This is a genomic window from Marinobacter sp. M1C (assembly GCF_023314135.1).
In the GTDB taxonomy this organism is placed as follows: Bacteria; Pseudomonadota; Gammaproteobacteria; order Pseudomonadales; family Oleiphilaceae; genus Marinobacter.
Window position 1 is genome coordinate 3,347,422 of record NZ_CP092289.1, and the last position, 21,515, is coordinate 3,368,936.

Genomic DNA, 21,515 nt, shown 5'->3' on the forward strand with positions numbered 1-21,515 from the left:
GACTGCACCTTCTTGCGGTTACTATTGTTTGTGACGCTACTGATACTAGAGACCTAACCTGTCATCAACCTGTCAGACCTCTATAATTATCGTTGTCACTCTCACCCAATATGAGACACCGTCCCAATGCGCCTGCTTATCGTCGAAGACGACCCGCTGATTGCCGTTTCCCTGACCCAGAGCCTGGCGCCGCTGGGCAATACGGTTGAGGTGTTTCATCGTTTAGGTGAGGCCCGCACGGCTCTGGCCCACAGCCAGTTTGATTTGGTGGTATTAGACTTGGGCCTGCCCGATGGCAGTGGGTTGGCGCTGCTAACGGAAATTCGCAACCGCGGCAACGCCACGCCCGTGTTGATTCTGACTGCCCGCGATGGGGTGGCCGAGCGCGTACAGGGACTAGACGCCGGCGCCGACGATTACCTGACCAAACCTTTCTCGCTTCCAGAATTGCAGGCGCGGGTGCGCGCTCTGATGCGCCGCAGCCAACAGCGCACCGACAACCGCCTGCGCTTTGGGCCGCTGTGTTTTGATCAAAAATCAGGCGACGTGACCCTACACGGCGAACGCCTAGACTTACCGCGCAGAGAACTGGGGCTGATGGAAGGGCTGCTGCTGCACGCCGAGCGCATTGCGCCACGGGAACAGTTAATTGACCGACTGTTCGGATTCGGCGAAGTCGGGCCCAATGCCCTGGAGGTTTATATCAGCCGTCTACGTAAGCGCTTAAGTGGAAGTGGTGTGCGTATTCGCACTCTGCGCGGGCTTGGCTACCGGCTGGAGGACGACCCAGAGTGATCGTGATTGACGGCACGCTTAAGCAACGCCTGGCCGGCTGGTTGTTGGCTGCCGTGGGTCTTTTGGGAACTTTCCTGTTGATTGAAGCCTACACCAGCGCTCAGCGTGCCGCTGGCCGGGCCTATGACAGCCAGTTGCAGGCTGCAAGCCTGACCATCGCCGAAGCCGTACAATGGCAAGATGGCGAACCGATAGTGGAAATACCCGCCGCTGCACTCCAGATTCTGGCCACCGATCATCAAGAACGGGTGTTCTACACTCTCTTGAACGCCGCAGGCCAGCAGATAACGGGTAATCTGAATCGCGCAATGGCAAAGAGCCTGGGTGACGCCTTCAGCACGAACCCCATGTGGAAATTCGCCCAGAACCGTGGTGTACGCATTCGCCTATACGGTCGGGAACTCAGATCCGCAGGCTGGGAATCCAGCGAACCGGTGCAGATCTGGGTGGGCCACACCATGTCGGGCCGCGAGGCGCTGGCCAAAGAGCTCTTTCTAGGCACCCTGACCCGCTTTTTGGCTATGGTTGCCCTGACTGCACTGCTGTCCATATTGGCCATTCGCATGGCGTTACAACCTGTGCGTCGCCTGAGACGAACTCTGCTCCAGCGCAATGCCAACGATGTCAGCCCCGTGGGCGCGCAAGTGCCTGGCGAACTCTACGAATTGGTGGAAACATTGAACGCACTGTTTGAACGCCAGCGCCAGGGCCGCAATACCTTACTGCGATTTACCGCAGACGCCAGCCACCAGCTGAAAACCCCATTAGCGGGCCTGCAGAGCGTCAGCGAGCTGGCACTGCTGAGCAACAAGCCGGAAGACTGGCGCCAAGCGCTGCAAACCGTTCACGACAGCAGCGAACGCACCAGCCGACTGGCTGGTCAGCTGTTGAGTCTGGCACGCCTGCGCCACGGCACGGGCGAAATACACGCCAGGCTCAACCTGACCGACCTGCTGCGCGAGACCGTGATGGAATGGGCGGAGCGCGATACCGCACAAAATCATGACTTGGGTCTGGCCGTAATGCCAGACAGTCCGCTTGTTATTTCGGGCGAACCCTGGTCGCTGCGGGAAATGATCGGCAATTTGATCGATAACGCTCTTCTCTACACCCCCGCCGGCAGTGAAATCACGCTAGGCCTGAAGCAGTCTGCAGGTTTGATAACACTGAGCATTCAGGACTCCGGCTCCGGCGTTAGCAATGCCTTGCTTGAACGACTACACCAGCCCTTCGAACGCGGCGGGCGCCAAGACACCGCAGGCTCCGGCCTGGGCTTGGCCATTGTGGATTCCATCGCACAAGCCCACAACGCAACCCTGCAGATGCGCAGCGAACCTAGCCAGGGTTTGTGGATTGGCGTTCAGTTCCCTGTGCTGTCATCCACGCAGCAACATTCGCAATCAGAGCAAACCTGAAATGACACCATACCTGCGCGCAGGCATAATTCTGCTGTGCCTGCTGCCCATCGTAGCAACCGCACAAAACCCAACACCGCTCATTATCGAAGCCGCCCTGGATCTGAAAATTTTCACCCCTCTGCTCGAAGCGTTTGAACAGGCACACCCGGATATCGCCTTGACCTATTACGACCGCTCTACCCTGGAGGTCAACCAGCGGGCTCAAAATGCCGACCCGGCGCCTGACGTAGTAATCAGCTCCGCCATGCCCTGGCAAATGGCTCTGGTGAACCAAGGCTTGGCGCAACCGCTGGACAGCGACGCCGCACGCAATTGGCCGGCCTGGGCCAAATGGCGCAACGAAGTGTTTGGTTTTACCTTCGAACCCATAGTGACCGTGTACAGGCTTGAACTGGCGCGCCACATGATGCCACCAACCACCCACGCAGATGTGCACAAACTGCTCAGCACTCATCAGGACTTACTGCGCGGGAGGGTCACCACTTATTCGCCTACCGGCAGCGGTATCGGCTTGATGCTGTTCCAACAAGACGCCCGCTACTCACCCCGATTCTGGGATTTGGTTGCTGCCATGGGCGCAGCCGATATGAGCTTGGAAAACAACACCCAGGCCATGCTTGACGGACTCACCGATGGCCCCTATTGGTTGGGCTATAACCTGCTGGGGTCCTATGCTCTGCAATGGGCTCGTAGCCACCCGGAGCTGATCGTGCAGATTCCCCAGGATTACGCCCTGGTGATGATGCGCATGGCCTTTGTGCACCGGAACGCGCCCCATGCAGAGGCCGCAAAAACCTTCATGAACTTCTTGCTTGGCGCCGAAGGCCAACGCGTGCTTGCCGGCGACACCCCACTGTTTAGCGTACTGCCAGAAGTCACTGGGCCCTACACCGCCCAACGCCTGCGCGACCAGATTGGCGAACGGCTTTACCCCATTCCCATTAACGCGTCACTACTGGCGTTTGATGATCCCTTAAGGCGCCGGTTATTTATGCAGCGCTGGGCGCGGGAGATAGAGATTCTTGGGCCATGAATTCCTCTGCCCGCTAACGTATGATAAATCCGCGTTTATTGGTACCGCAGTTAATCTGCTCAATTATTACCTCAGGAGAACCCGATGATCTGGACTGTCTATCTTTCTGGCGAAATTCATACAGACTGGCGCGAACAAATTCAGGCGGGCGCAGAAGCGGCCGGCCTGCCCGTGGAATTCACCGCCCCAGTCACCCATCACGAAGCCAGCGATGCGGCGGGCGATATGCTGGGCAAGCCCGATGTGGCGTTTTGGCGCGATCACCAGTCATCCAAGGTGAACGGTATTCGCACCAAGACGATGCTGGAGCAGTGCGACCTTGCAGTGATTCGCTTCGGTGACAAGTACAAACAGTGGAACGCCGCCTTTGACGCCGGGTTCTGCGCCGCCATGGGCACGCCTTACATTACCCTGCACGGCAACGACATTGTCCACCCGCTGAAAGAAGTGGACTCCGCCGCCATGGCGTGGGCACAGACGCCTGAACAGGTGGTTGAGGTTTTGAAGTACGTGACCACAGCTTAGTAAACACAGGGCCACCTTATATATCGACTCGATGGCAAAGCCGCAGACGTAACTTACGCCGCCCTTTGCCTCGCACCTGATGAGTCAAACTATGTCACAGGCATCGAGTTAAACATTGAATGTGGGCTGGAAATATGTGGTGTCACCACCCGCGAGCCGAACCGTACGATGCTTGTTTGCAATCTGCTGCTGGCCGTCATTGTGTTGGGAGCAGGTGGAAACCCAAAGATGTGTGGTGATAAAAGGTCTAATCCTCCTGTAACTCGTTGGCCAATGATTTTTACCAACGGTCAAGCTGAAGACCGTGCTGTTTGAGATAGGAGCCATTATCCGATAAATAGCGTTGAGTTCTCTTCTCATAATACTCAGGGTGAGTGTCTATTTTGACTGCTTTATAGCGTCCCACTTCGATGGCGGTCTCACCCCAATTCATAATCCATAGGACAACCGTGCCCCCGGGGGCGAGCCCGAGAACCAAGTCATATCGAGGCAAGTTATGTAGTTTGCCCCACTTATGCACGGGCGCGGGTTGTTCCATGCGCTCGCGCAAGGCATCCGGGTCAGGGATGTGGATCAGCCGGGTATAGGACTGTTGTTCGGCTAAGGAATACCATGTTACGTGGATATAATCGGGCATGGGCTCCAATTCTCCCCCCCCCGTTCCTCGGCTTTTCCAGCAACAGCTAGTGATGCCTACCGGCCACCACCAGGCTCGCTCACCTGTCGCTTCAAACCGTAATCTTTTGACCCAGGCGTCGTAATGACGTGGGACAGCTACTCGAACGCCGTACGTTACAGGGCGATCCCATTTGGGAGTGCTCGCTACGGAGCAGCCGCCCGACAACGCACTCATAAAGAGTATCGTTGCAAACATCACGAACCTTTTCATCATTTGAGCCCCCTGTTTGGATGTATGTCCCGCACGCCACCGGGTGCGGGTTTGAATGGAAAAAGTGGTCCGGCGGTCTGATAATGGGCTGAGTGATGAATGTAGCGTTGGCGAAGTAAGGCTTCTTCTTTGGGCATTAATTGCAGTGGATGACCTTCGTTGATGTGACGAGTGATCTGGGTGGCGATGGGTTGGAGTTCGTCAGATAATGAAAAACCGATATCTGTTGGTTTCACGGTATTCAGTGGCACACCCGCATCTTTCGCCAACCGATACATTTGCCGCAGGGCTACACGTGAATACTCGGCTTGTACTCTTCGGTCTAGCCAGAGTTTGAACTGCAATTCGACTTCGCCTTCTTTCAATCGACGCCGGTAGGCTTCTTTCAAGATTAGCGTGGCTCCAGGATTGTATAGCCCCAACCAGCCTTCGCTGGTGCTATCCGCTTACGGTCCATCAGGATTCTTGTGTACTCATAGCTGTCTCTAGAGTGAATTCCGCATGTCACTGAAAAGCTGGCGACAAACAGTTTCAAGACTATTCCCAACGCTCATAAGGTATGCCATGTTCTTTCAGGTAGTCACCCTCACGTTCCATATAGGACTCTAGGGCACCCTCGTATCTGGCATCATCGTCAAACGGCACCGCTTGATAACGCCCCACCTCAATAGCGGTCTCACCCCAATTCATAATCCATAGGACGACTGTGCCACCAGGAGCAAGCCCCAGAACCAAATTGTATCGGGGTAAGTTGTGTAGTTTTCCCCACTTGTATACAGGTGCTGGCTGCTCCATTCGCTCACGCAAGGCTTCCGGGTCGGGGATGTGGATAAGCCAGGTATAGGATTGCTGTTCAGCGAGAGAAAACCACGTAACATGAATGTAGTCGGGCATGGGGTCCAGTTCGCCTCCCCCTCTCCCTAGACCTTTCCAGCAACAACTGGTGATGCCCACCGGCCACCACCAGGCTCTCTCACCTGTCGCCTCAAACTGCAACCGCTTGACCCAAGCATCATAATGGCGTGGGACAGCCACTCGAACATCGTACGTAACCGGGTAATCCCATTTGGGAGTGCCCGCTAGAGTGCAGCCACCTGACAGGGCACTTGTGCAGAGTACTGTTGCAAGCATTACGAGCTTTCTGATCATTTGAGTCCCCTGTTTGGATGGATGTTCCGCATGCCACCGGGTGCGGGTTTGAATGGAAAAAGTGGTCCGGCGGTCTGATAATGGGCCGAGTGATGAATGTAGCGTTGGCGAAGTAAGGCTTCTTCTTTGGGCATTAATTGCAGTGGATGACCTTCGTTGATGTGATGGGTGATCTGGGTGGCGATGGGTTGGAGTTCGTCAGATAATGAAAAACCGATATCTGTTGGTTTCACGGTATTCAGTGGCACACCCGCATCTTTTGCCAACCGATACATTTGCCGCAGGGCTACACGGGAATACTCGGCCTGTACTCGCCGGTCCAGCCAGAGTTGGAACTGCAATTCGACTTCGCCTTCTTTCAATCGACGCCGGTAGGCTTCTTCAACCGTTAACGTGGCTTCAGGGTTATTTGGCCCCAGCCAACCTTGATCACTCATCTGCCTGCGCTCCATCAGTACCTTTGCGAACTCATAACTGTCTCTGGGATGGTAGCCGCGGAACTTGTGGGGTAGCCTCCACAATGTGGAAGTGGGCACCGAGCAGTACCCACGCGCACCGGTAGAAAACCATCTTTACCATCGGTCAAGTTGAAGGCCGTGTTCTTTTAGGTAATCACCCTCACGTTCCATATAAGACTCCAGGGCACCCTCGTATCTGTCATTATTGTTAAAAGGAACCGCCTTATAACGCCCCACTTCGATGGCGGTTTCACCCCAATTCATAATCCATAGGACAACCGTGCCCCCGGGGGCGAGCCCCAGAACCAAGTCATATCGAGGCAAGTTATGTAGTTTGCCCCACTTATGCACGGGCGCGGGTTGTTCCATGCGCTCGCGCAAGGCATCCGGGTCAGGAATGTGGATCAGCCGGGTATAGGATTGCTGTTCGGCAAAGGAATACCATGTTACGTGGATATAATCGGGCATGGGCTCCAATTCTCCCCCCCCGTTCCTCGGCTTTTCCAGCAACAGCTAGTGATGCCAACCGGCCACCACCAGGCTCGCTCACCTGTCGCTTCAAACCGTAATCTTTTGACCCAGGCGTCGTAATGACGTGGGACAGCTACTCGAACGCCGTACGTTACAGGGCGATCCCATTTGGGAGTGCTCGCTACGGAGCAGCCGCCCGACAACGCACTCATAAAGAGTATCGTTGCAAACATCACGAACCTTTTCATCATTTGAGCCCCCTGTTTGGATGTATGTCCCGCACGCCACCGGGTGCGGGTTTGAATGGAAAAAGTGGTCCGGCGGTCTGATAATGGGCTGAGTGATGAATGTAGCGTTGGCGAAGTAAGGCTTCTTCTTTGGGCATTAATTGCAGTGGATGACCTTCGTTGATGTGACGAGTGATCTGGGTGGCGATGGGTTGGAGTTCGTCAGATAATGAAAAACCGATATCTGTTGGTTTCACGGTATTCAGTGGCACACCCGCATCTTTTGCCAGCCGGTACATTTGCCGCAGGGCCACACGGGAATATTCGGTCTGTACTCGCCGGTCCAGCCAGAGTTGGAACTGCAATTCGACTTCGCCTTCTTTTAGCCTCCGCCGGTAAGCTTCTTCAACCGTTAACGTGGCTTCAGGGTTATTTGGCCCCAGCCAACCTTGATCAATCAACTGCCTGCGCTCCATCAGTACTGTTGCGTACTCATAGCTTTCTCTGGGGTGGCGGCCGAGGAACTTACGGGACTGGACTACTTTAATGTGTTCGTGGAAATTTTCGGGGTAGCCACCGCCAATGTCGGAGTGCGCCCCGGGCAGTACCCACTCGTTAAAATGACCCGGCAGGCTGCCATCCGGCCCGCGCAGGCTGTTGAGAGAGAAGTTGTAACGCCATTCGTCCCGGGCGGTCAGGTGTACGGCTCTCTGAGCCGCGTCGGGGGTGATATTTACACGCACGTCACCATTGTTGGCATTGTGAGCTGAAAAGTCGCCACTCCGCACGTCTACAACTGCTGCGACGGTATCAAACAGCCCCAAGAAACGAATGGTGACGTTTTTTGGCCAGGCAATGCCCTGCTCCTGAAATGCTTGGCCCAACGCACCACCAACGCCATCCTGCACTTCGTTCACAAAATGCCGGGCGGTGGCCGCGCCCCGGCTAAAGCCGAAAACATCCAAAACAAGGTTATCTATCCGAGTACCCGCATTCTTATATATTTCTTCGGCTAAATTCTTACAGCCTGATTCGATTTTGGCGAGAACGCCTCGCTCCCCCATGCCAGTCCCCATGGCCCAGACATCGTCCTCTTTACCGGATTTGGTGCCAACGCCCGAGACGTATACGGGAATACGGTGATTCTCTACGGTGACCGTGTCGGTGGACAAGGGTTGATAGAGCGTGTGGAGCTTTGCCACATTGGTCTCAGCATTAAGATAGCTCCCCTCCATCAGTTGCGAGATTTCAGCGCTGCAGGTTTCCTCACTGATGGCTCCTGCTGCCTGAGCGGTCAAGCATTCATCTACTTTTCGCTCAAAGGCACCGGTGTTACCGATGCTGTTGCCGGTGCCGTCGAAGAACACGCCGGCTTCAACGGTCACTTTGGCACGCAGGTCAGACCGGCCTTCTGAATAGCGCTTCGAAGCTTCGATTTCTTCCGGGGTCGCACCTTCCAGGCCTTCGTCTACCAGTGCGCCTTTGGCTTTGGCCCACTCAACAAAGCCGAAAGGGTCTTTGTTCAGCGCCTGTTCAGCTTCCGGGGTCAGTTGGCCCTGGCTGTTCAAGGCGCCAGCCTTGGCGAAATCCACCACCGGTGCCGTGAAGGTGGCTACGCCTAATAGGACACGGGGTTTGCCGGTGATGATCTGGCCACCGTGGGAGGTAGGGCTGCCCATGTGGGCAAGGGGGCGGCCGTCCAGCAGGGCCAGTGGATAGCCCTGAACGATCACGGCACCGCAGCCGCAGGCATCGCCCACCCGGGCGATGGGTACGCCATCCACGCTTGCGGTCGCGCCGTTCGCAATAATGGGACTGCTGCCGTGGCCGGGGATGGGGCAAACGTGGGTGTCGCCAACGCAGGCGACCATGAGGTTGCTCATGAGATATTCCTTCCTTGGGTGAACACCGGTTTTACTCCGAAAACCGGCTTGTCTTAAGACATCAGAAGCCTATACATTTTTTTGTTGAGATACCATCACTAGCCCGAGAAGAAACTTCTCCGGCGATAAAGGCTGTGCTTCCTGGCAAATGACTGTTGGTGATTGAAGATCGTGCGACGGGTAACAAAAATCCGAGCCTTCCTTTCGGAAATTGGGGAAGGCCTGCGCTAAACTTGAGGGAAAATCCGGCAACAACAAATAAGTAGTTAGTCAGCTAACAGGCTCAAAATAGCCGAATCGCTTCGCTAAAAGCTCGACATCTCTTCTTGCAGATCGCGTTTTAGTTCTTCCGGCGAGGTTATCCACAAAGTACCTTCCGCGCCGGGGAACACGCCCACTTCCAGTTTATCTTTGGTCAAGCCCGGCACCCATTTTTTGAAAAAGTCTGGCAGGGAAATGCTTTTCGGGGTCAAATCGTCTGAGCCTTTGGCATATTCCGCGGCGAACTCGGCGCTAGGCCACACCGGCATGTGCGCCACGCCCTCATCTTCTGAAACAAGTTTCAGAAAACGGTTGTCGGCATTAATCAGTATCCAGATATCCCGCTCTTCAAGCACGGCGCTCAAAAAGTAGTCGTAGCGCTCTTCGCCGTTCATTTCGAGCACGTCGGTTAATTCATTGCTGCTCATAAGAATTCCATCAGTTTAACGATTTGGATTCGAGTTTTCTTGCTCAGGAGTTTGACACAGGCTGCTGGGAGAACCGAATAAACTGATAGTCGTCGGCAAGGGCCGCCACGATGTGCCGGACGTGCTCCGGTGTAATCTCGCAGCAGCCGCCAATAACCGTCGCCCCGTCAGCCAGCCACTGGCGCACATGGGCCACATAGGCCTGCGGGGAAATATCTTCCCGCGCCTCCAGTGCATCCACCGAACCACCCTGCGCCAGGGCATCCACAGACTTGAAAGCGTTGGCATAACCTCCGACGCACGGGTACAACCTAACCAGCTCGGGCATTGCAGCAGAAATTAACTCGGGATCACAGCAGTTCAACATTATCGCCGTGGGCGAGTATGGTGAAACTGCGGAAACCGCCTCAGCCAGGATTTCACCAGACATTAACTTTCCGTCTGCCTCAAGGCGGAACGCGACACCATAAGGCTTGCCCAACTCGCTCGCGGCGGCGCAGGCCGCACAGGCTTCCAGGGTATTGGTCATTGTTTCAATCAACAGCACGTCTGCAGCGGCTTGCTGCTTTACCAGCAGCGCGTATTCACCCCGCAAATCTTCAAACGAACGCGCCGGCTGGCCCTGATAACTTCCGGCTAGGGGCGGCAGGCAACCGGCAATATCCACATCTGCACCGGTGGCTTTTAAAGCTTGCCCCAGCAACTCGAAAGCGTGTTGGTGAATAGCCGCCAATTGTTCCAACTGGCCGTGCCGCCGTAAACGGGATGGCGTAGCGGTGTAAGTGTTCAGCGATAACGTTTTGGCACCAGCGCGGATGAAGTCAGCGTGTACTGCGGTAACCACGTCTGGCTGCTCGTGCATGACCGCAACCGACCATAGCGGCGAACTGACATTCGCAGCACGCCGGTAAATTTCCTGGCCGAGGCCACCATCAAGAAGTACTACAGATCGCATAAAGCGTTTTAATTCCTCAAAGTGAACACGTGAACCTGAACATTGCAGGCGCTACTTTGCCATATGCCCCACATAAGCCGCGGTAAACGCGGTTTCCTGAAAAATCTTCAAACCGGTGTCTGCAAACGGAACAGGCAAAGGGTTCGATGAGAGCGTCGATTTAATCAGTGCAGGCGGAAGCAAAACAACCTCAATGTCAGCACCGGTCATTAATTGAATAGCTGCCTCTAACTTGAAGCTGATGGCACCGCCAGCGAACTTGCCTTTTGGCATACGCTCTTTAATAGCCACTTTATTAACGCCGTGCCCCACCAGAAACTCCACGAACAACACCTGAAACTCCTGAAGATCGCCACGGGTGTGATTTTTCTTCAGACTTAACTTACGAACCTTACTGTCTGGCAGACTGAAATGCCCCTGATCCAGGTTCAGCAAACACACCACGGCATCGCTGCCGGTTAATTCAACACCACAAACGCGCATACACTATCCCCGCGGCTTAACCGCAGCACTTTTTGAATTTAACACCGCTGCCGCAACTGCAAGGATCGTTTCGGGCAGGTACTTTGGCCTGCGTTACGGTTACACCCTTGTTTAGAATCGTCGTTAGCTCACCAATGGATTCAACCGCATCCGCACTTGCGTCTACCGTAATGCTGGCGAACAGATCTGCTTCGGCTACGAGAACTTCAACTTCTTGCTTTCGTGCTTCACTGGTAACAACCAACGTTAACGGGAACTTCTTACTACCCGGCTTTTTGCTGGCATTAATTTGAAAACCGCCGCGCGCCGTATGGTGCTGACGGGCATCCTGCCTGCCTTTAAAAAAGAACTTGTCGGACATGCTGCTATCTCTGATGGGTAAAAACGATGTGCCCGAGCCTATAAACGCAGGTTGCTGTCGGGGGGAAATGGTTTTAGCACGGTTATCGAGCGGGATATATAGTAGATGGTGGAAAATACGATGTCGTTTAACCCATTTAACGAGCGTACATAAGAAAATCCTCTGCTGGCTCTCGCAGTACAGGTTGTTCATTATCATTTACCAAAAGACTTCAGTAAGCTTCGGGCACAACGACTAGACTCGCAGCAACCATCAAAGGCCACTAATATGAAAAGCATTACCCTTTCAAGCCCCGGCGGCCTGGGACACCTCAGCCTTAACGATAGCGCGGAGCCCGGCGAGCCGGAGAATGGCGAAATACGGGTACGCATTCATGCCTGCTCCCTGAACTATCACGATTATGCAGTGGTTGTCGGGGCAATCCCAACCGAAGACCAGCGCATTCCCATGGCTGATGGCGCTGGTGTCGTGGATGCTGTCGGTGAGGGTGTCAGCGAGTTCAAGGTTGGCGATCATGTGGTGTCAACCTTCTTCCCTGAATGGCTGACTGGCCCCGCCCCTATTGATAACTTTAGCACCACGCCCGGTGACGGTCAGGATGGTTACGCTCGCGAACAGGTCGTTCGCCCAACCAACTGGTTTACCCTCGCACCGAAGGGCTATACCCATGCTGAAGCGGCCACTTTAACCACCGCAGGCTTAACAGCATGGCGGGCACTGGTTATTAACGGTGGCTTAAAAGCAGGCGATACCGTGCTCACGCTGGGTACCGGTGGGGTGTCTGTGTTTGCGCTGCAGTTCGCCAAGATGATGGGCGCGCGGGTCATTTCCACCTCGTCTTCAGACGAAAAACTGGAACGGCTTACAGCATTGGGTGCAGACCACACCATCAATTACAAAACAACCCCGGCTTGGGGCGCAAAGGTTCAGGAACTGACAAACGGCATAGGTGTTGATCACGTTATAGAAGTGGGTGGCCCTGGCACTCTGCCGGAATCCATTGACGCCGTTCGCATTGGCGGCCATATCGCGCTTATAGGCGTACTCACCGGCCGGGCTGGCGATATTCCCACCGCAAAACTGATGGCCAAACAGGCTCGCCTGCAAGGCTTGATTGTGGGCAGCCGAACCCATCAGCAAGAAATGATTCACGCAATTGAAGCAAACGGCATGCACCCGGTTCTTGACCGGTCTTTTGCGCTGGAAGAAATTGCCGATGCTTTTCGCCATGAAGAATCCGGCAAGCACTTCGGGAAAATCTGCCTGGAGTTCTAATTCAAAAGCCTACTTGACCGGGTCACTCCGAACGGTGGCCTGGTGACACCCATGCGTAAAGCCCGAGTTTTTTGTCAGGAGTCTGTTATGCCCGAAGATATTCACTTTTACGAACCCGCCAATGGCCACCGACTGGCACATGACCCATTCAATGCCCTGGTTGCCCCGCGGCCGATTGGATGGATTTCATCCAAAAGCCGTGACGGCGTGCTTAATCTTGCGCCTTATAGCTTCTTCAACGCTTTTAACTATATTCCCCCGATCGTCGGATTCTCCAGCATCGGCTACAAGGATTCCGTCCGCAATGCCGAGGAAACCGGTGAGTTTTGCTGGAATCTGGCGACTCGTCCCTTGGCAGAGGCCATGAACCAAACCTGCGCCGCTGTCGGGCCTGAAGTGGATGAATTCGTTCTTTCAGGGCTGACGCCGAGGCCTTCGCGGGTTATCTCGGTGCCGCACGTGGCGGAAAGTCCGGTAACATTCGAATGTCGGGTCACGCAGATACTTCAGTTGGCAGGCGCCGACGGGAAGAAGGTCAATACCTGGATGGTGTTTGGCGAGGTGGTTGGCGTGCACATAGCGCAACACCTGCTAGTTGATGGCATTTACGATACTGCGGCGGGCGAACCCATTCTTCGCGGCGGCGGACCGGCGGACTACTTTGCAGTGGACGCGTCGCAAAAATTTCAGATGCATCGGCCGAAATAGATCAGCCTCGACTTAACCGGAAGGCGTTAAAAATAGCTGCGCTAATATCAAGAAGCTGCAAACAGCTCGCGCGTGTTTGCAGTCTTAGCCATTCAAAAAGCGATACTGCTGTCGGCTTACGAGCACGAACCGCAGCAGACGCCCGGATCGCCGTGTTTACCTTTCTTTTTGGGCGCCATCTCGGCTTCAACAGCGGCTTCTTTTTGTGCTTTTGGGTCGAAGTGCTGAGCTGAATCTGCTTGCACTGCCGCGGCTTTTTTTCCTTTGAATACGTCTTCAAATGATTGAACCATTGATTGCACCTCGGTTTTGGCCTTTAACATCTATTTATAATGAATCTTATTGATTGGGCCAAAATTAGTCAAGAAGTTCTTTGCCTGCGGGGGCGTGTAGCGTTAAGAAAACGCTAGAACCCGGCTTTCATTCATAGAGGGGCTTCTGCGACCTATGTACAATGCTCTCTGCGGTTAGTTCTTTGTTACGAATCAGCCTTCCGAAACCTTCACCAGACCATTATGCAATCATCAACTGCCCACACAGACCCTCACAGCTTATCAGCATTCCTGGTGTTTCTCGGCGCCGCCTTCGCGTTCAGCGTGGTGATGATCGGCACCACCATGCCGACCCCGCTCTATCCCATCTATCAGGACGCCTTCGGGTTTTCTCAGTTAATGATCACCATTATCTTTGCTGCGTACGCCTTCGGTGTCATTGCAGCACTGGTCATCACGGGGCGCTGGTCTGATCAGTTGGGTCGCCGGCCGTTGCTGTTTGCCGGCATCGTGTGTTCGATTATCAGCGACCTGGTGTTCTGGCAGGCCGACGGGCTAGCAATGATTCTTGTGGGCCGTGTCCTGTCCGGGCTCTCCGCGGGTATTTTTACCGGCACCGCGACCGTGGCCGTGCTGGAACTGGCACCACCACACTGGCGTGAGCGGGCCACGTTTTTTGCCACCGCCGCGAATATGGGCGGTTTGGGCCTTGGCCCTATGCTCGCGGGCGCACTTTCACAATACCTGCCCTCTCCACTGGAATTAACCTACCTGATACACATCGCGCTTGCCCTTCTGGCATTCATCTGTATCTGGCGAGCGCCGGAAACCGTAACAAGACCGACTCAGCCAAAGCTGTCACTTCAGCGCCTGAATGTGCCCCCGGAGGTGCGCGGTGTGTTTGTACCCGCCGCCATCGCCGGCTTTGCTGGTTTTGCGGTTTGTGGTTTTTTCACCTCGATTGCACCGGCTATGATGGGCAACGTGCTGGGTTATGATAACCGTCTGCTGATCGGCGTTGTCGCAGGCAGTATCTTTATTGCCTCAACACTCGGCCAGTTCCTGCAGGGCAAACTGCCGCTGCGCCTGCGTTTACCCATCGGGTGCGCCACGCTCGTTGCTGGCGTGGCGCCCGTAGCGCTCGGTATCCATTTTCAGTCGCTCACCCTGTTCATGGCCGGTGCAGTCATCGCTGGCATGGGCCAGGGAATCGCTTTTCGCGCCGGCCTGGGCGCTATAAACGCAGCTTGTCCGCCGGCTGAGCGCGCCGCGGTAACCTCAACCTTCTTTATTGTTGCCTACATCGCCATCTCAGTGCCGGTGATTGGCATCGGCTTGATGGCCAGCCTGCTCAGCCTTAAAGCAACCGGTATTATCTTTTCCGTCTTCGTTGGCTTTATGGCGGCCGTGGCATTGCTGATTCTTTTATGGCGTGATCACCGTACAAACTGATGGGTAAAAAGGACGCGCCCGTAAAACGCGTAGTGGGCACAAAATTTGCTTACTACTCTCTCAAAAAAATATGTTAGGTTATTAGTACCTATTCCCCAAGGCTCACCGGGGCACAGGCGCTGCCCTACCGGTATTTGTACCGGGACCGCGCCTCGAAAATAACCATCAGGTGATGCAAGAGCTAAGGAACCTGCTCGACAGTGTCGCAACCCAGAACTCAAGCAGGACAATCACATGATGTACTTTGCCCACGAGATAGGCCGCGCCGCCCTCAAGCCCATGCGCATGCTCACCAGCGCCCACAGCACCCTACTCCAACACCGCCTGAGCCCGTTATCCCGCATTCCTGGGTCACGCAGCATTGCCTCGGCTTACGATGTGTTCGGAGATCTCACCCACCGCTACTCGAAACCGGCTTTCAATCTGACTACAACCGTCTGTGACGGCCAGCAAGTCGACGTTCATGAAACCATCTTGTGCCGCAAGCCGTTTGCGCAGCTCAAACACTTTAAACGTGACGTAACGCGGCCCAATGACCCGAAACTGCTGATCGTAGCGCCGCTGTCCGGCCACTTTGCTTCGCTCTTGCGTGGCACCGTGGAGGCCATGTTGCCGGAACATGACGTGTACATTACCGACTGGCGCGATGCCTGCAAGGTTCCGCTGTCAGACGGTGATTTTGGTCTTGATGATTACATCGACTACGTCATCGACTTCATCGACCACCTTGGGCCGGACACCCACGTACTGGCCGTCTGCCAGCCCGTGGTACCAGTGCTTGCTGCCACCGCCATCATGGCAGAGGATGGCCACCCCGCCGCCCCGCGATCGCTAACGTTGATGAGCGGCCCCATAGACGGTCGCGTCGACCCCACCGCGCCGTGTAAAGTGGCCACCGAACATAGCCTGGCGTGGTTCAAACGCAATCTGGTCCATCCGGTACCCGCGCCCTACCCCGGAGCCATGCGCGAGGTTTACCCCGGATTCCTGCAGCTGACCGGGTTTGTAAACATGAATTTCGACCGCCACGTTGATGCCTATCGCGGCCTATTTAGGTCCATTCGCGACAAAGAGACCGAGAAGGTCAGCCGCCACCGTGAGTTCTACAACGAGTACCTGGCGGTAATGGACCTGCCAGCCACTTATTATCTGGACACCATAGAGCGCGTCTTTCAGGAGTTTCATCTAGCTCGGGGCTGCTTCAAGCACCGCGGTCGACTGGTGAATCCCGCTGCCATTCGTAACACGGCTCTGATGACTGTCGAAGGTGAGAAAGACGACATTTCGAGCCCTGGACAAACCTATGCCGCGCAAGATTTGTGCGTCAATGTGCCAGACTCCCGCCGCCTGCATCACCTGCAACCGGATGTTGGCCATTATGGTGTATTCAACGGCAGTAAATGGCGCGAATCCATTGCGCCGCGGTTGCGGGACTTCATCCGCGCGTCCTAACCGGTTGATGTGCGCCAATTCCTTGTAATGCAGGAAGAGGGCATCTGAACGCTAAAAAAAAGCTAAGTTATAGCCCTAATACTTATTGGCTATAACTTAGCGTTAACCAATTTCTTCTGCAATATTCATACAATCGACATTGTTTTAAATTTCTTATGTAACGATGCCTGTTATGTATGAACAATTATCTTCACTGCTGATTCATTATTATGAATCAGCCTTTCGAAACCTTCAGAAACCAGATCGTCCAATTGGATTCGCTGAGTAATGAAAGGCTCCAGGTTCACTTTGCCTTCTTCCACCAACTTGATGGTGTCTGCATGGTTGTTTGCGTAAGCAATGGTTCCGCGCACGTCTAATTCTTTCATCACAACGCTGTGTACATTCACCGTCGCCGGGTGGCTCCAAATCGATACGATAACAACGGTTCCGCTCGGTTTTGTCGCCTCGACCAGTGTATCTAGCACGTCGTTGATGCTGGTGCACTCAAACGAAACATCCACGCCCCGCCCTTCAGTTATCTTCATAACCTCTTCGATAACGTTGACTTCAGAAGGGTCCAGAACATAGTCCGCAACGCCGGTTTCTTTCGCTTTTTCTTTACGTTTCGCACTCAGCTCCGTAAGGATAACGGTTATCCCCTTTGCCTTTAATACTGAAGACAACAGCAAACCAATAGGGCCACCGCCGCCTACCAGGGCAACATCACCGGTTTTGGCGCCACTGCGAACAAACGCATGATAGCCAACCGTAAGAGGTTCAATCAAAGCGGCTTGATCGAGGGGAATGGCGTTAGAAATCGGATGCACCCAGCGACGTTTGACTGCGATTTTTTCGGATAAGCCGCCACCGTGGCCACCAAGGCCAATAAAGTTCATGTTTTTGGACAACTGGTAGCTTGCGCCCGGGCCTGTGTCTACGCCATCCGCAATAATATAAGGCTCGACAACAACGTGCTGGCCAACTTTGATGTCGTCTACACCTTCACCCACTTCGTAAACCACGCCTGAAAACTCGTGCCCCATTGTTATTGGCGCAGATTCCCCTGAGATCGGGTGAGGGTGGCCGCACGGAGGAATAAATATAGGTCCCTCCATAAATTCGTGCAAATCGGTACCACAGATACCGCACCAGGCTACATCTATGCCCACAGTGCCCGGTTCTACCGTCGGTTCGGGGATGTCTTCAATCCGGATATCACCTTTGTCATAAAAACGAGCAGCTTTCATTTGAATTTCCTTGCTTCTAGTTGAAAAGAAATACTAGATTTTCACCATCAATTTGCCTTTGTTACCACCGCTCAGGAACAGGTTCAGGCCGTCCATAGCCGACTCCAGCCCTTCCAGAACATGCGTGCGATATTTGATATCGCCGTTCTGAACATAAGGGGCCAATTTGGCTTGCAGCTCCTGCGCCTTGTGCATGTGGTCGGGCATAGTGAAGCCCTGGATGGTCAAACGTTTTTTGATAACACGCATCCAGCTTGGGCCAGGGCGCGGCGTTTCGGCGGTGTAATCGGCAATCATCCCGCACACCACAATACGGCCGTGCGCGTTCATGCGATCGAACACGTGGTGCTGAATCGGGCCACCGGTGTTTTCGAAATACACGTCTATGCCATTCGGCACCAATTCATCCAGTTTTGCGCTCAGGTCGTCGGTTTTATAGTTTACAGCACCGTCAAAACCCAGCTCGTTAATAATCCAGTCTGCTTTCTCTTGGCTGCCAACAACACCAATAACTCGCAGGCCTTCCGCTTTGGCCAACTGGCCGACAATCGAGCCGACCGAGCCCGCCGCTCCAGACACCACCAGCGTTTCACCCGATTTGGGATGACCACAGCCGAACAGCCCCTGAGTGGCAGTCAGGCCCGGCAATGCAAAAACCGCCAGCGCCATTTCCAGTGGTATTTTTTTATCCACCTTGTTGATACCTTTGCCGTCGGTAAGAGCCATTTCCTGCCAGCCGAACATTCCCATCACCCGATCGCCCACGGCAAAATCAGCGTGCCTGGAGGCAACCACCTCACCAACGCCAGATGAACGCATCACCGTTCCCAGCTCTACGGGTGGGATATAGCTATCGGTGTCGCCGGTCATCCAACCCATCATGGCCGGGTCCATAGACATGTAAGCCTGCTTAACCAGAAATTCGCCATCGCCAGGTTCCGGTACGGTTTTTTCCACCACCTCAAACAGCTCCGGTCCGGGCTTTCCCTTGAGGTGTTTCACCAGATTGATCGCTTTGTAGGTACTCATAAACAAGTCTTTCCTATGATGATTAAGGGATCGCTATCAGCTATTGATCGCTAGACGTTAAGGCATCTGACAGCTGAACACTATTGCCATAAAGACACAATTGAACGTGGCGGAATGGCTTTTAATCCTTACCGGGGGGCGTCCATACAGGAACATCTTCAGGCCTTGGTGCTTCCCAGTCCCGCTGCATGGACGTGCTCAACGCTTCTTCGAGCTTCATGAACAGCTCGCCATAGCGGGGGCTGAAGTTAATGCCTTCCTCGATTTCCTTCCAGGCTTCGAATAACTCTGCGTCGTGGGCCCGTTCATTCTCGACGAACGCCCAAGTCATCTGTTTTGCCCGCATGGGGTGCACGCCCATCGCCGTAAGCGCATGGCCACCCAGCTCCAGAGCAGAGTGATAGGTTTCGCTCATCACATCATCAGCGCCCGCCTCCAGAAGCTGATATCCGTGGCCACGGTCGAAGGCGCGCGCCAGCACCCATACACCGGGGAAGAACTTCTTCACATGATTCACCATTGCTACAGCGCGGTCTCGATCATCAATCGCCACAATCAACAGACGTGCGTGTTCAATACCCGCCTTTTCCAGTAAATCAGGGCGACTGGCATCCCCAAAAAAACTCTTGATGTTGATTCGTCGTACATTTTCAATCTGCTCGAGCTCATGATCGAGCACGACGATAGGAATACTGCTGGCCCGCAGTAAACGGCAAACAATCTGCCCAAACCGCCCCACGCCCGCCACGATAACCGGGGCTTGTTCATCAATGGTGTCCGCATCGCGATCATCGTTTTGCGCGCGTCGGTAACGGGGCAGCACAATACGGTCGTAAACGATAAACAACAGAGGTGTGAGGAACATAGACAGCGCAACAACCAGAGAAAGAATCTGGGAAATTTCTAGCGGAATGACATCACTTTGCACGCTGTAGGTGAGCAACACAAAACCGAACTCGCCGGCTTGCGCCAACCCCAGAGTAAATAGCCAGCCGTTGCTGCTGTGAATCCTGAACATCTTCGCAAGCACGAGTAGAATCAGCGCCTTGACCACAATAACCGCCGCGCCTAGAGAAACGATGGTGCCCCACTTGGCCAGCAATATCTCGAAGTTGATTCCGGCACCCACAGTGATAAAAAACAGACCCAGTAACAGGCCTTTGAACGGCTCGATGTTGGCTTCCAGCTCGTGGCGGAACTCGCTGTTGGCCAAAACCACACCTGCCAGGAAGGCTCCCAAGGCGGGCGAGAGGTTTACAACACTCATGAGTGCCGCAATACCAATAATCAACATCAGCGCTGTGGCGGTGAAAACCTCTCGCAACCCGGACTTCACCACGTAACGAAACAACGGACGGCTCAGGTAATAGCCGCCAACAATGACGGCAGCGACCGCACCGACAACCACAAGGGCATGAGCCCAGCCCGAAAGGCCAGCCACCAGGCTCAGGCCCGCGTCTTGGCTGGGCCCAGAAGTGGAAGTACCCTTCAATCCTGGCAACGCCAACAGCGGAATCAGGGCTAGCATGGGAATAACAGCGATGTCCTGAAACAGCAACACAGAAAATGTATTGCGGCCACCTTCCGTCTTCGACAGCCCTTTCTCGTCCAGGGTTTGCAGCACAATGGCCGTAGACGACAGCGCAAAAATAAGGCCAACCGCCAGGGCCGTCTGCCACTGAAGACCAAGCCACCAGGCCCCGGCCATCCCTGCGGCCGCCGTCAACGTAACCTGAAGACCGCCGAGCCCCAATAGGCGCACCCTCATGGCCCAAAGCGCTTTCGGATCGATTTCCATACCGATCAGAAACAACATCATGACAACACCGAATTCCGCAAAATGCTGAATAGTGCTGGTTTCCTGCCCAACCAACCCCATAACCGGCCCGATTACCACGCCGGCAACCAGGTAACCAAGCACGGAACCCAGGCCGAAGCGCTTTGCCAAAGGCACTGCGATCACCGCAGCCAAAAGATAAATAAACGCCTGAATGAAATAGGCCGTCATGGTTTGGTCACAATCCTGCTGACAGACATCTGATGCAATCGTCCTTCTGCAAAGTGATCCATTACGATGCCTGACTGTCGGTTAAGAAAAAACCAATATTATTCCCAACCAAAAAAAGACGGCCACGAAGGCCGTCTTTTTTCTATTTAATCTCTTTCAGTTCTGGCTCTACGGCATCAGCACCGTATCAATCACGTGGACTACGCCATTAGACTGCATCAAATCTGCCGCCACCACTGTGGCCATATTTCCTTTTGAGTCCTCGATCATCAACGAGTCACCCTTGAGGCTGAACGTAAGCTCCTCGCCTTGAACCGTCGCTACCGAGGCCGATCCACCGCCATCCTTAACCATCTTGATCGCTGCCGCCGCAGGCGCTTTGGTCGCCAATACGTGATAGGTCAGAATCGACTTAAGTTGTTCTTTGTTCTCTGGCTTCAGCAAGGTTTCAACAGTGCCCGCGGGCAATTTTTCAAAAGCGGCGTTGTTGGGGGCAAATACCGTAAACGGGCCTTTTCCGGAAAGCGTTTCTACCAAGCCGGCGGCTTTAACCGCAGCAACCAATGTGCTCAAGCTATCTGTCTCTGCCGCTTTTTCTACAATATTCATCTTATCTGTTTTTCCCATTGCATGATTTTCAGCGAAAGCCGGTAGGGCAACTGCTCCAGCGCCCAACATCAGCGAAGAAATTACAAACGACGTTACGATTCCTGTTTTTTTCACGTCAACATCCTTTCGTTTAGTTCGGGTAATT

23 protein-coding genes are annotated in these 21,515 nt (G+C 54.3%); 8 read left to right on the plus strand and 15 right to left on the minus strand.

Going from position 1 to position 21,515, the window contains the following annotated elements; translation table 11 throughout:
• The first annotated feature begins 126 nt into the window (after window positions 1-126).
• The 4 genes from MIH19_RS15705 to MIH19_RS15720 all read left to right on the plus strand — a co-directional run bounded on the left by MIH19_RS15705 (window position 127) and on the right by MIH19_RS15720 (window position 3,771).
• The gene (locus tag MIH19_RS15705; protein ID WP_249005759.1) at window positions 127-795 is read left to right on the plus strand and encodes a response regulator transcription factor; all 669 of its coding nucleotides are present in this window, start codon (window positions 127-129) and stop codon (window positions 793-795) included.
• Window positions 792-2,210 carry a sensor histidine kinase gene (locus MIH19_RS15710; protein ID WP_249005760.1) on the plus strand — a complete coding sequence of 473 codons (1,419 nt, stop codon included), beginning with the start codon at window positions 792-794 and terminating at the stop codon, window positions 2,208-2,210. The genes MIH19_RS15705 and MIH19_RS15710 overlap by 4 nt, the downstream gene beginning before the upstream one ends.
• A gap of 1 nt (window position 2,211) precedes the next feature.
• Window positions 2,212-3,246 (plus strand): ABC transporter substrate-binding protein, encoded by a 1,035-nt coding sequence (locus MIH19_RS15715; RefSeq protein ID WP_249005761.1) that lies wholly within the window; start codon window positions 2,212-2,214, stop codon window positions 3,244-3,246.
• A gap of 84 nt (window positions 3,247-3,330) precedes the next feature.
• On the plus strand, window positions 3,331-3,771 hold the full coding sequence (locus MIH19_RS15720) for a YtoQ family protein (RefSeq protein ID WP_249005762.1): 441 nt from the start codon (window positions 3,331-3,333) through the stop codon (window positions 3,769-3,771).
• A gap of 280 nt (window positions 3,772-4,051) precedes the next feature.
• Here the strand turns inward: MIH19_RS15720 and MIH19_RS15725 are convergent, their stop codons facing one another.
• The 10 genes from MIH19_RS15725 to MIH19_RS15770 form a co-directional block, all read right to left on the minus strand.
• Window positions 4,052-4,663: a DUF2931 family protein gene (locus MIH19_RS15725; RefSeq protein ID WP_349292919.1), complete on the minus strand. Its 612-nt coding sequence runs from the start codon at window positions 4,661-4,663 to the stop codon at window positions 4,052-4,054.
• Entirely contained in the window at window positions 4,660-5,049 is a 390-nt protein-coding gene (locus MIH19_RS15730) for a hypothetical protein (protein ID WP_249013250.1), read from the minus strand. The genes MIH19_RS15725 and MIH19_RS15730 overlap by 4 nt, the downstream gene beginning before the upstream one ends.
• 148 nt (window positions 5,050-5,197) lie before the next feature.
• Entirely contained in the window at window positions 5,198-5,809 is a 612-nt protein-coding gene (locus MIH19_RS15735) for a DUF2931 family protein (RefSeq protein WP_249005764.1), read from the minus strand.
• Window positions 5,806-6,246, minus strand: coding sequence for a hypothetical protein (locus MIH19_RS15740; RefSeq protein WP_249005765.1), 441 nt, complete (start codon window positions 6,244-6,246; stop codon window positions 5,806-5,808). The genes MIH19_RS15735 and MIH19_RS15740 overlap by 4 nt, the downstream gene beginning before the upstream one ends.
• Before the next feature lie 135 nt (window positions 6,247-6,381).
• Complete coding sequence (locus MIH19_RS15745) at window positions 6,382-6,735, minus strand: DUF2931 family protein (RefSeq protein WP_249005766.1); 354 nt, start codon at window positions 6,733-6,735, stop codon at window positions 6,382-6,384.
• A 250-nt stretch (window positions 6,736-6,985) separates the two neighbouring features.
• Window positions 6,986-8,848 carry a DUF2235 domain-containing protein gene (locus tag MIH19_RS15750; RefSeq protein WP_249018601.1) on the minus strand — a complete coding sequence of 621 codons (1,863 nt, stop codon included), beginning with the start codon at window positions 8,846-8,848 and terminating at the stop codon, window positions 6,986-6,988.
• A 305-nt stretch (window positions 8,849-9,153) separates the two neighbouring features.
• Window positions 9,154-9,537, minus strand: a complete 384-nt coding sequence (locus MIH19_RS15755) for a DUF2750 domain-containing protein (protein WP_249005768.1) — start codon at window positions 9,535-9,537, stop codon at window positions 9,154-9,156.
• Window positions 9,538-9,580: 43 nt separating this feature from the next.
• Window positions 9,581-10,492 carry a homocysteine S-methyltransferase family protein gene (locus tag MIH19_RS15760; RefSeq protein WP_249005769.1) on the minus strand — a complete coding sequence of 304 codons (912 nt, stop codon included), beginning with the start codon at window positions 10,490-10,492 and terminating at the stop codon, window positions 9,581-9,583.
• A 51-nt stretch (window positions 10,493-10,543) separates the two neighbouring features.
• Window positions 10,544-10,975 (minus strand): DUF3010 family protein, encoded by a 432-nt coding sequence (locus MIH19_RS15765; protein ID WP_249005770.1) that lies wholly within the window; start codon window positions 10,973-10,975, stop codon window positions 10,544-10,546.
• Window positions 10,976-10,991: 16 nt separating this feature from the next.
• Entirely contained in the window at window positions 10,992-11,528 is a 537-nt protein-coding gene (locus MIH19_RS15770) for a PBPRA1643 family SWIM/SEC-C metal-binding motif protein (protein WP_249005771.1), read from the minus strand.
• Between the two features lie 75 nt (window positions 11,529-11,603).
• On the opposite strand from MIH19_RS15770, the gene MIH19_RS15775 reads away from it, so the two are divergent.
• Both MIH19_RS15775 and MIH19_RS15780 read left to right on the plus strand, forming a co-directional pair.
• Complete coding sequence (locus tag MIH19_RS15775; RefSeq protein ID WP_249005772.1) at window positions 11,604-12,611, plus strand: NAD(P)-dependent alcohol dehydrogenase; 1,008 nt, start codon at window positions 11,604-11,606, stop codon at window positions 12,609-12,611.
• A gap of 87 nt (window positions 12,612-12,698) precedes the next feature.
• Window positions 12,699-13,319 carry a flavin reductase family protein gene (locus MIH19_RS15780; protein WP_249005773.1) on the plus strand — a complete coding sequence of 207 codons (621 nt, stop codon included), beginning with the start codon at window positions 12,699-12,701 and terminating at the stop codon, window positions 13,317-13,319.
• A 116-nt stretch (window positions 13,320-13,435) separates the two neighbouring features.
• Here the strand turns inward: MIH19_RS15780 and MIH19_RS15785 are convergent, their stop codons facing one another.
• The gene (locus MIH19_RS15785) at window positions 13,436-13,612 is read right to left on the minus strand and encodes a CCGSCS motif protein (RefSeq protein WP_249005774.1); all 177 of its coding nucleotides are present in this window, start codon (window positions 13,610-13,612) and stop codon (window positions 13,436-13,438) included.
• A 222-nt stretch (window positions 13,613-13,834) separates the two neighbouring features.
• Here MIH19_RS15785 and MIH19_RS15790 point away from each other — a divergent pair, with 222 nt between their 5' ends.
• Together MIH19_RS15790 and phaZ are read left to right on the plus strand one after the other, a co-directional pair.
• Window positions 13,835-15,043 carry an MFS transporter gene (locus MIH19_RS15790; RefSeq protein WP_249005775.1) on the plus strand — a complete coding sequence of 403 codons (1,209 nt, stop codon included), beginning with the start codon at window positions 13,835-13,837 and terminating at the stop codon, window positions 15,041-15,043.
• Between the two features lie 234 nt (window positions 15,044-15,277).
• Window positions 15,278-16,495, plus strand: a complete 1,218-nt coding sequence (gene phaZ, locus MIH19_RS15795) for a polyhydroxyalkanoate depolymerase (protein WP_249005776.1) — start codon at window positions 15,278-15,280, stop codon at window positions 16,493-16,495.
• Between the two features lie 170 nt (window positions 16,496-16,665).
• Here the strand turns inward: phaZ and MIH19_RS15800 are convergent, their stop codons facing one another.
• The 4 genes from MIH19_RS15800 to MIH19_RS15815 form a co-directional block, all read right to left on the minus strand.
• A complete protein-coding gene (locus tag MIH19_RS15800; RefSeq protein WP_249005777.1) occupies window positions 16,666-17,724 on the minus strand; it encodes a 2,3-butanediol dehydrogenase in 1,059 nt (352 codons plus the stop codon).
• Between the two features lie 33 nt (window positions 17,725-17,757).
• Entirely contained in the window at window positions 17,758-18,753 is a 996-nt protein-coding gene (locus MIH19_RS15805) for an NADP-dependent oxidoreductase (RefSeq protein ID WP_249005778.1), read from the minus strand.
• 121 nt (window positions 18,754-18,874) lie between these two features.
• Window positions 18,875-20,761: a monovalent cation:proton antiporter-2 (CPA2) family protein gene (locus tag MIH19_RS15810; RefSeq protein WP_249005779.1), complete on the minus strand. Its 1,887-nt coding sequence runs from the start codon at window positions 20,759-20,761 to the stop codon at window positions 18,875-18,877.
• Window positions 20,762-20,929: 168 nt separating this feature from the next.
• The gene (locus MIH19_RS15815) at window positions 20,930-21,484 is read right to left on the minus strand and encodes a fasciclin domain-containing protein (RefSeq protein WP_249005780.1); all 555 of its coding nucleotides are present in this window, start codon (window positions 21,482-21,484) and stop codon (window positions 20,930-20,932) included.
• Window positions 21,485-21,515: the final 31 nt, after the last annotated feature.